The organism is Candidatus Sysuiplasma acidicola (genome assembly GCA_019721035.1).
GTDB lineage: Archaea > Thermoplasmatota > Thermoplasmata > Sysuiplasmatales > Sysuiplasmataceae > Sysuiplasma > Sysuiplasma acidicola.
The window spans coordinates 21,448-28,124 of the sequence record JAHEAA010000022.1 but is presented as its reverse complement, the minus strand read 5'-3'; the positions used below and the strand labels follow the sequence as shown (position 1 = coordinate 28,124).

Here is a 6,677-nt window from a genome sequence, read left to right as displayed (position 1 = left end):
CGGCGGGTATATGGGATGAAGGCATCCGTTCTTACCCGGGGAGATCTGGCATCATGCAGCAGCATGTGAAACGGGCCGGAGTTTCGTCCGTACAAACATGCTGCCGTAAACAGTTCAGCGATGAGCTGCTGAGATGCCAGAAGTCAGCAGAACCCATAGTACGCAGTCTGCGGAAGGGGTGAAGGTCGGTGATGGCGTACATCGTCAAGTTCGGACAGCACAGGGCAGAATATCCCGCAAGGGAGCTTCCGCGTGTGAGCAGTGGTGAAGCCACTGCGAAATCATGCGAAGTGCCATTCTGCTGCCCGGCACGAGATGAATGTGTGTCAGGACAGTCATCTGTCCCAACACTGGCCAACCGCCGTATACGGAACCGTATGTACGGTGGTGTGAGAGGACGAGGGCTAATCGCCTTCTCCTACTCGATGATCATTCTTCGCCGGTTACAATGCACACGCCGCTGTCGATGGTAAGAATCACCTGATTGCGGAATATGATGTTACCAACAAAACAGCAGATGCAGATTCATTGTTCAATGTGGCATCTGCTGCAAAGCAGATGCTCGATGCCGACACAATCGATGTTGTTGCAGACAGGGGATACTTCTCTGCGAAGGAAGTTGAGAAGTGTGTGGGTGCCGGCATTACTCCATACGTGCCGGCGCCGGACAGGACCGGCAGCGGTCCGTCGAAGAGCAGGGGCATACCAACACCGGACTTCTATGAGGACAAATTCATATATGACAGGAGGACAGACACATATGTCTGTCCTGCGAACAAGAGGCTCCGATTCTGGACTGTGTCTGAAACAAGATCTCCAGGCATGAGATATTTCGTCTACAAGACAGAGGCTTGCTTGTCATGCAGATATCTGATGACAAAGTGTACAACATACGACAAAGGAAGGCGAATGTATCGCTGGGAACATCAGAACCTGATCGATGACATGCGGAATAGGCTGAGAGAGAATCCATCCATGATGTCCAAACGGCAGGCGATGTGCGAGCATCCGTTTGGCACAATAAAGAGGGCATTCAATCAGTCATATCTTCTGCTCAAAGGCTTCAGGAAGGTGAGGGGAGAGATTGGACTCACAATGCTTGCGTATAACTTGAGAAGAGTGTTGAACATAATAGGAACAAAGAAGCTGGTCAAGGCAGTGACCAGCTGCTGAGTCTGCCTTAAAAAAACATCCTGGCAAGATGCCGGAAAACGTAACTGCCGGAAGGCAGGTGAAGTAATCACTTTTTACACAGCCTCACCCGGATTCGACACAGGACATAGTTTTCGCATAGGGCCTAGGCAATAATAAATTGCCATGTTCTAGTTGATTGTGTAGTTCCAGTCAGGATTGACATCATGAGAGGTGATGTCGATTTTCTTGAATTCATCGTCGGATATCTTCTTGCCGGTTTCATATCCTCTCCTGTCCATTTTTGCAGATATCTTCAGGCCACTTTCCGTCTCTGTTGCTTTTATGAGATTTATGATGACTGCATAGCTTATCAGCGGTTTGCCCTTCCAGTTCATGCTTATGAATGAAAACATTTTGTGTTCAATCTTGTTCCATTTGCTCGTTCCCGGCGGATAGTGTAATACCGTCACAGTCAGATTGTTTTCCTGTGCAAATTTCCAGAGCGAATATTTCCACAGCCGGTTTCTTGAGCCGTTGCTTCCACCGCAATCTGCACAGATAACAAGCTCTCTCTTGCCGGGATAATTGGGTGTTCCTATGTTTTTCCACCAGTTCCTGATGCTCGCAACAGCAAATTCTGCGGTGTCTGAGCTCACGCCCACACTTACAAAACCGTTATTCCTGCCAATGTCGTATATGCCGTAGGGAATCGCTTTCACCTTGCCAAGATTGATGAAATCATATACGTTCACCAGCTCGGGTTTTCCCTTTGCCATCCATCTCTTTCCTGCATTCTTGAAGTTGCCCACAAGCTCCTTCTTCTTCGCGTCTATCGATATGAATGGGATATTCTTCCGAATGTAGTCTTTTGCCATCCTGTTGATGTATCTGAACTGGCTGTCTCTTTCCTCCGATGTGCCTCCCTCAAATGACTTTCTGTTCGATTGAAGAGTGAATCCGAGTGCCCTGATTATTGATGCCGTCGTGTTTTTTGTTATGTGTTCCTCGGTGCGGCTTATTTCGTCTGCGACCTTGTAAGTGGATTTATTGGTCCACTTCAGATGGCTCATCGGGTCTCCGGCAGTGTTTTCTTCAAGTATTGCCTCGATCCTCTTCCGTACTCTGGGATTCTTGTCGATAATCCTTTTCCTGCCTCCGCCTTCTCTTCTCAATCTTGTGAGCGGTTCGTTGCCTCTGCTTTTCACTTCCTCGATTCCCTTGATAATTGTATGATGTGACATACCTGTTAACTTACATACTCTTGACAATCCTCCTCTTCCCAGCTCGAGAGCCTTGACTCCTGCCAGCCTCCTGCGCTGAACCTCATTACACTGATAAAGTGTGTCCAGCCACATTGCGTCTGTGTCTGCCTTTCCCATAATACTGCATGGGTGCAGTAGTTTATAAATGTGGCACTTTATTTTTGCCTAGGCCCATAGACACAAAAAGCTCGACATGTCCCTTCATCCGCTATCGTGTTCCCGCGGAGGTGTGTTCTTGATGCGCAAGGCAATTCCGATCAGGCATACGCCAACTGGTCGCGGCCCTCTGGCTCGCTCGCCACTCTGCGCGATCCCCTCTTGCGAGGGCAGGAACTTTGTCCACGGAGCTTGCAAAGGACCCGTTGCCATGTTCTCGTGTCCGGTCAGCTACCATGGTATCAGGTTCTTCCATAGGTTTGTCATTCTCCAACTGGACTGAAGACGTTTACAGGCTTCACTGTGCCCTAAACACCTTATACAGACGGAATGTGGGCCGAGGCGCAGGCGGCAAGATAGTGCCCGGGCACAGTGTAATCATCGTTTCAGTCTGTTTTCAGTCCGCCTTTTCAACAGTTAAGTGGAATGCCGTCATTGAGACAGAACGCATTTCAGACTATGCAGGCTGACGAATTATGCCCGCCATAGACCAGATCGTAAATTTTAATAACTCGTAATAGCAATTGCTTATTGTGGCCGATAAAAGGAACGAAGCAAGAAAAATTACTGTGTGCATTTTCATAGCGTTTGTAACAATCATGATGCCAATTGGATCTACAAGTTTTACCTCAAACCATCACTTTACAATTATGCGTTCGAAGCAAATACATTATGCCTTTGCTTCTATCCCATTTTTATTCCCAGTGGCCGGATCAAAGACACGAGGCAATGATAATTTCAATGCCACCAATGTGAACGCGTCTCAGGGCACTATGTCGCCTGACAGACTCCCACCACCACCCCCTTCGACGGTAAGTGTTACGATTTACATTTATAAGAGCCAAGCCCAAGTGAATGTTGCAGGGACCACATACTCCAATGGCCAGACAACCACCTTGGATAAGTATTCTGTTTATTCGATTTCGCCTGTAAGTATCGCGGGTGGTGATACCTTTCTCGAGTGGATGACCAGTGCTGGTTTCTTCATCTCTAGCGGTGGTCAGGTCAGCACATCGAGTACAGATAGCTTCGAACCTACGGGCAACGGCGATCTTGTCTTGGTCCCGAATTCGACGGTAGTTTCGAATTGGGCCGGGTATGAGCAATCTGGCAGCGCTATATCGGGGGCAACGGGGACATTCAATATTCCCATTACACAGTATACGGGAGGAGTCACCAACGGTCCCTCTTCGGAAGAACTTGTTTACATTTGGGTCGGGATTGGAGGAACCACCTCAGAAAGCTTCTGGCAGGCGGGAATAGGAATTGACTATGCCAACTTAGGAAGCTCACCAAGGGTCTTCGCGTGGTATGAAGATCCCGCAATTAATCCCTCTGTTGTAGTCATAAATAATTTCTATCCCCACGAAGGTGACAACATAACAGTGACTGTTTCATATAGCAGTGGCACGGGAAGCTATATTATTCAGGACAATACCAATGGCAAAATTGCAAGCGGAAGTGAAAATAACCTTGGCAGCATACAGCAGAATACCGCCGAATGGATAGTGGAGTGGACAGGTTATGTATTACCTTCGTTCAGTAACATACCTTTTTCATTTATTGGAAGCAACACTTACAATGCATTCCACTCCCCGGTTAAGTCGGCTTGGAATTCATATACTTGGGATACTCTACTTGGCACGCTGACTCAGAAGCTGCTTCCTACCAAAATGATCAAGGCTGGAACAGCGAGCGGAATATTTAAGGTGTATTACAAGACATAATGGTGACGGGACTATGATAGGGAAAACACATTTGTTGATAATTGCATTGGTCGTGTTCACCAGTGCGATTGCAGGAGCGTCATATACTCATATGGGAGGTGCCCACTCTCAGGGGAATGCTCCCGCAATCAATATCAACACAGTGGTTGTCAACGCAACCTTTCCGCTTCCCGCAGGGACATCCTATAGGTTCAATGAGTCATACTGGCCTGTCCCTGTATTCAGCGTTAGCAGCTATGGAAATGTGACAATCTCGTGGACCTCGGATCAGAATGTCACACCTATGATAATCGGTGTAAACAGTGCGTGGAATCCAGCGAATTCAAGCTTAGATCTTATGTTTGTTCCTTCTGCACACAGTGGAGTATACTTGCCATCCAGCCTGTACAAACTACCCGTGCCTTCAACGAGCGGTAGTTACGTTTATTCACTCACACCAGGAAAATACATGATACTAATGGGCGTCCCTAATCCAGTTTCGGTTAAAGACGGATTTACGATCACATTCTCTGACGGTATCGGTCAATAGTTTCCACAATTAATGTCCGACTCTGGGCTGTTCTACAGAAATGCATTCCGCTCATACGCGTGCCTCTATTGAAATCCATTCTTGTGCTCATTGCATGTTTGGAGCACTTGACACCGGCTGCCTTCTAAAACCTGCAGGGTGAAAGCTCATCAACAAGTTTGCACGACCGACCACTATAATAATCTGGAAGATTGGACCTGCATTATCATGAAATGCCATTCAGATACCTAGTACTCCAGTCTGTAGAGTAGAGAAGAGGGATAGCATGTTGCCCCTACTCTTCGCTGCTCAATCTCTAAACAGACTTTCCAGTTCCCCGGAATACGGTCTGTATCTGCTGAACGCCAACAGATTGCGTGCTGGTCTTTCTTCCTCGTTGTGCCCAGTCCGAATCAACATAAGATCAGCTATCTTAAGAGATTTGTAGGGGTTCATGGGTGAATCATTCCGTACGCTGGACTGTTGTCTCATCGAATAGCCGAACAGCTATTGCATTCAGACTAAATTCACAAACAGAGGACTTTTTTCACAAACTAACAAGTTTTTTCACAAAAGCTAGTTTATTCACAAAGCCTCTGTTTAGAAAATTATTAAATACAGCCCTTGTGTTAGGTGTCTGACAGAAGAGGTCTATCAGACCCACGGGCGATAACATGGATGAACAGGATCTGGAGAAAATCACAATAAGGTTGCCCCCCCGCTATCTTCAGGCGCTTGACTTTCTGGTCAAGGTCGATGATTTCCCTTCCCGTTCCGAAGCTATTCGAAGTGCGGTCAGAGATATGATCTACCAGCGTGTTGACACAGTCATGGACAAGCTCAAGAGATTGTCCGAAGCCGACAAGACACTCGCTGAAATGGAGGAATTCGAAAGAAAATTCCTCGCGAAGTGAAAGGGACCCCAAAAGAGGGAAACATTTGAGACCGGAAGGGATGGGATGCGCTCTGACAGGGCTCAAATTCATAGTCACTCTTCCCTCTTTCTTTTTTTGAAAAACATCAATCACAACATCAGTGCTTCTGACGGTTGCTGACTGTAAAAGTCCGTAAAGCATGCAGAAAGCTTTCGACAAAGGCTGAATGCGCCAGAGTAACTACCCTATGTAACCGAGATCTTCTCTCCGCTCTCCCTGCTGTTCCTGCCCCTGCTGACTCTCTATATCCCTGATCCTTGCCGTAATCTGATCAATCTGTTGCGCCTTGTGTCTGAGTGACTCGAAATCTATCTTGACCTTCACGATTTTTACCAGAACATTCAACACGGCTTCTGCAGCTCTGGGATCCGCGAGATAACCGGATGTCTCGCCCATAAGACATACGCTTCGCATTCCGTAGTTGAGGCCAAGACCGAGCAGCAGACCGCTTGCACCTACAATGCCGCTTCCCGGCTCCCCCCTGGAAAAGACGACACCGAGAGACTTCATCTCCTCCACGAGTTCCAGATCGGTTGCAGCTCCCAGCACTCTTGGTTTTTCAACCATCTTGCCTATGCCGTAGCCGCCGAGCGTGAATATCCGGCGAACACCAAGCCCATCAACAATCGACAGCACTCTGTCCGAAAGCATATACTGACCTTCGGGTGAAATGCCCTGGTAATCACCCACAAGAAATACCAGATCGTTGTCAAAATCTTCCCGTCTTACGTAGAACATTTCGTTCGAAACCAGCCGTACCAGGCCGTCGTCCCTGACGAGCACCTGAGGCGGAAAATATTTTGACACAATTTCAGCGAATTTGACACCGTTCAGCTGTTCAATGAGATGCTCCGCAGCGAGTTTGCCCACGTTTCCGACGCCGGGGAGTCCCTCAATGAAAATCGGATCCTTCAACTGCGGCTTCTCCATCAGCTTTACAAGTATGTCGTCCAGA

At 47.7% G+C, this 6,677-nt stretch carries 6 protein-coding genes and 1 pseudogene; 5 read left to right on the top strand and 2 right to left on the bottom strand.

The genetic code is table 11. The features are described 5' to 3' along the window. Together KIS30_09065 and KIS30_09060 are read left to right on the top strand one after the other, a co-directional pair. Nucleotides 1-182: hypothetical protein (locus tag KIS30_09065; GenBank protein MBX8646889.1), on the top strand; the 182-nt coding region annotated here is incomplete at its 5' end. A gap of 253 nt (nucleotides 183-435) precedes the next feature. Further along, a pseudogene (locus KIS30_09060) lies at nucleotides 436-1,173 on the top strand (transposase). A 149-nt stretch (nucleotides 1,174-1,322) separates the two neighbouring features. Here the strand turns inward: KIS30_09060 and KIS30_09055 are convergent. Beyond that, nucleotides 1,323-2,513: an ISAzo13 family transposase gene (locus KIS30_09055; GenBank protein ID MBX8646888.1), complete on the bottom strand. Its 1,191-nt coding sequence runs from the start codon at nucleotides 2,511-2,513 to the stop codon at nucleotides 1,323-1,325. A gap of 572 nt (nucleotides 2,514-3,085) precedes the next feature. Between KIS30_09055 and KIS30_09050 the strand changes: the two genes are divergently transcribed. From KIS30_09050 to KIS30_09040, 3 genes are all read left to right on the top strand, one after another. Beyond that, nucleotides 3,086-4,279: a hypothetical protein gene (locus tag KIS30_09050; protein ID MBX8646887.1), complete on the top strand. Its 1,194-nt coding sequence runs from the start codon at nucleotides 3,086-3,088 to the stop codon at nucleotides 4,277-4,279. Between the two features lie 13 nt (nucleotides 4,280-4,292). Further along, the gene (locus KIS30_09045; protein ID MBX8646886.1) at nucleotides 4,293-4,808 is read left to right on the top strand and encodes a hypothetical protein; all 516 of its coding nucleotides are present in this window, start codon (nucleotides 4,293-4,295) and stop codon (nucleotides 4,806-4,808) included. Nucleotides 4,809-5,476: 668 nt separating this feature from the next. Further along, the gene (locus tag KIS30_09040; GenBank protein MBX8646885.1) at nucleotides 5,477-5,701 is read left to right on the top strand and encodes a ribbon-helix-helix protein, CopG family; all 225 of its coding nucleotides are present in this window, start codon (nucleotides 5,477-5,479) and stop codon (nucleotides 5,699-5,701) included. A gap of 201 nt (nucleotides 5,702-5,902) precedes the next feature. On the opposite strand, the gene KIS30_09035 is transcribed toward KIS30_09040, so the two are convergent. After that, the gene (locus KIS30_09035) at nucleotides 5,903-6,676 is read right to left on the bottom strand and encodes a proteasome assembly chaperone family protein (GenBank protein ID MBX8646884.1); all 774 of its coding nucleotides are present in this window, start codon (nucleotides 6,674-6,676) and stop codon (nucleotides 5,903-5,905) included. Nucleotide 6,677 lies beyond the last annotated feature (1 nt).

Coding starts and splice junctions, on each gene's coding strand:
- KIS30_09055 (MBX8646888.1), bottom strand. CDS start 2,513: ATGGGAAAGGCAGACACAGACGCAATGTGGCTGGACACACTTTATCAG.
- KIS30_09045 (MBX8646886.1), top strand. CDS start 4,293: ATGATAGGGAAAACACATTTGTTGATAATTGCATTGGTCGTGTTCACC.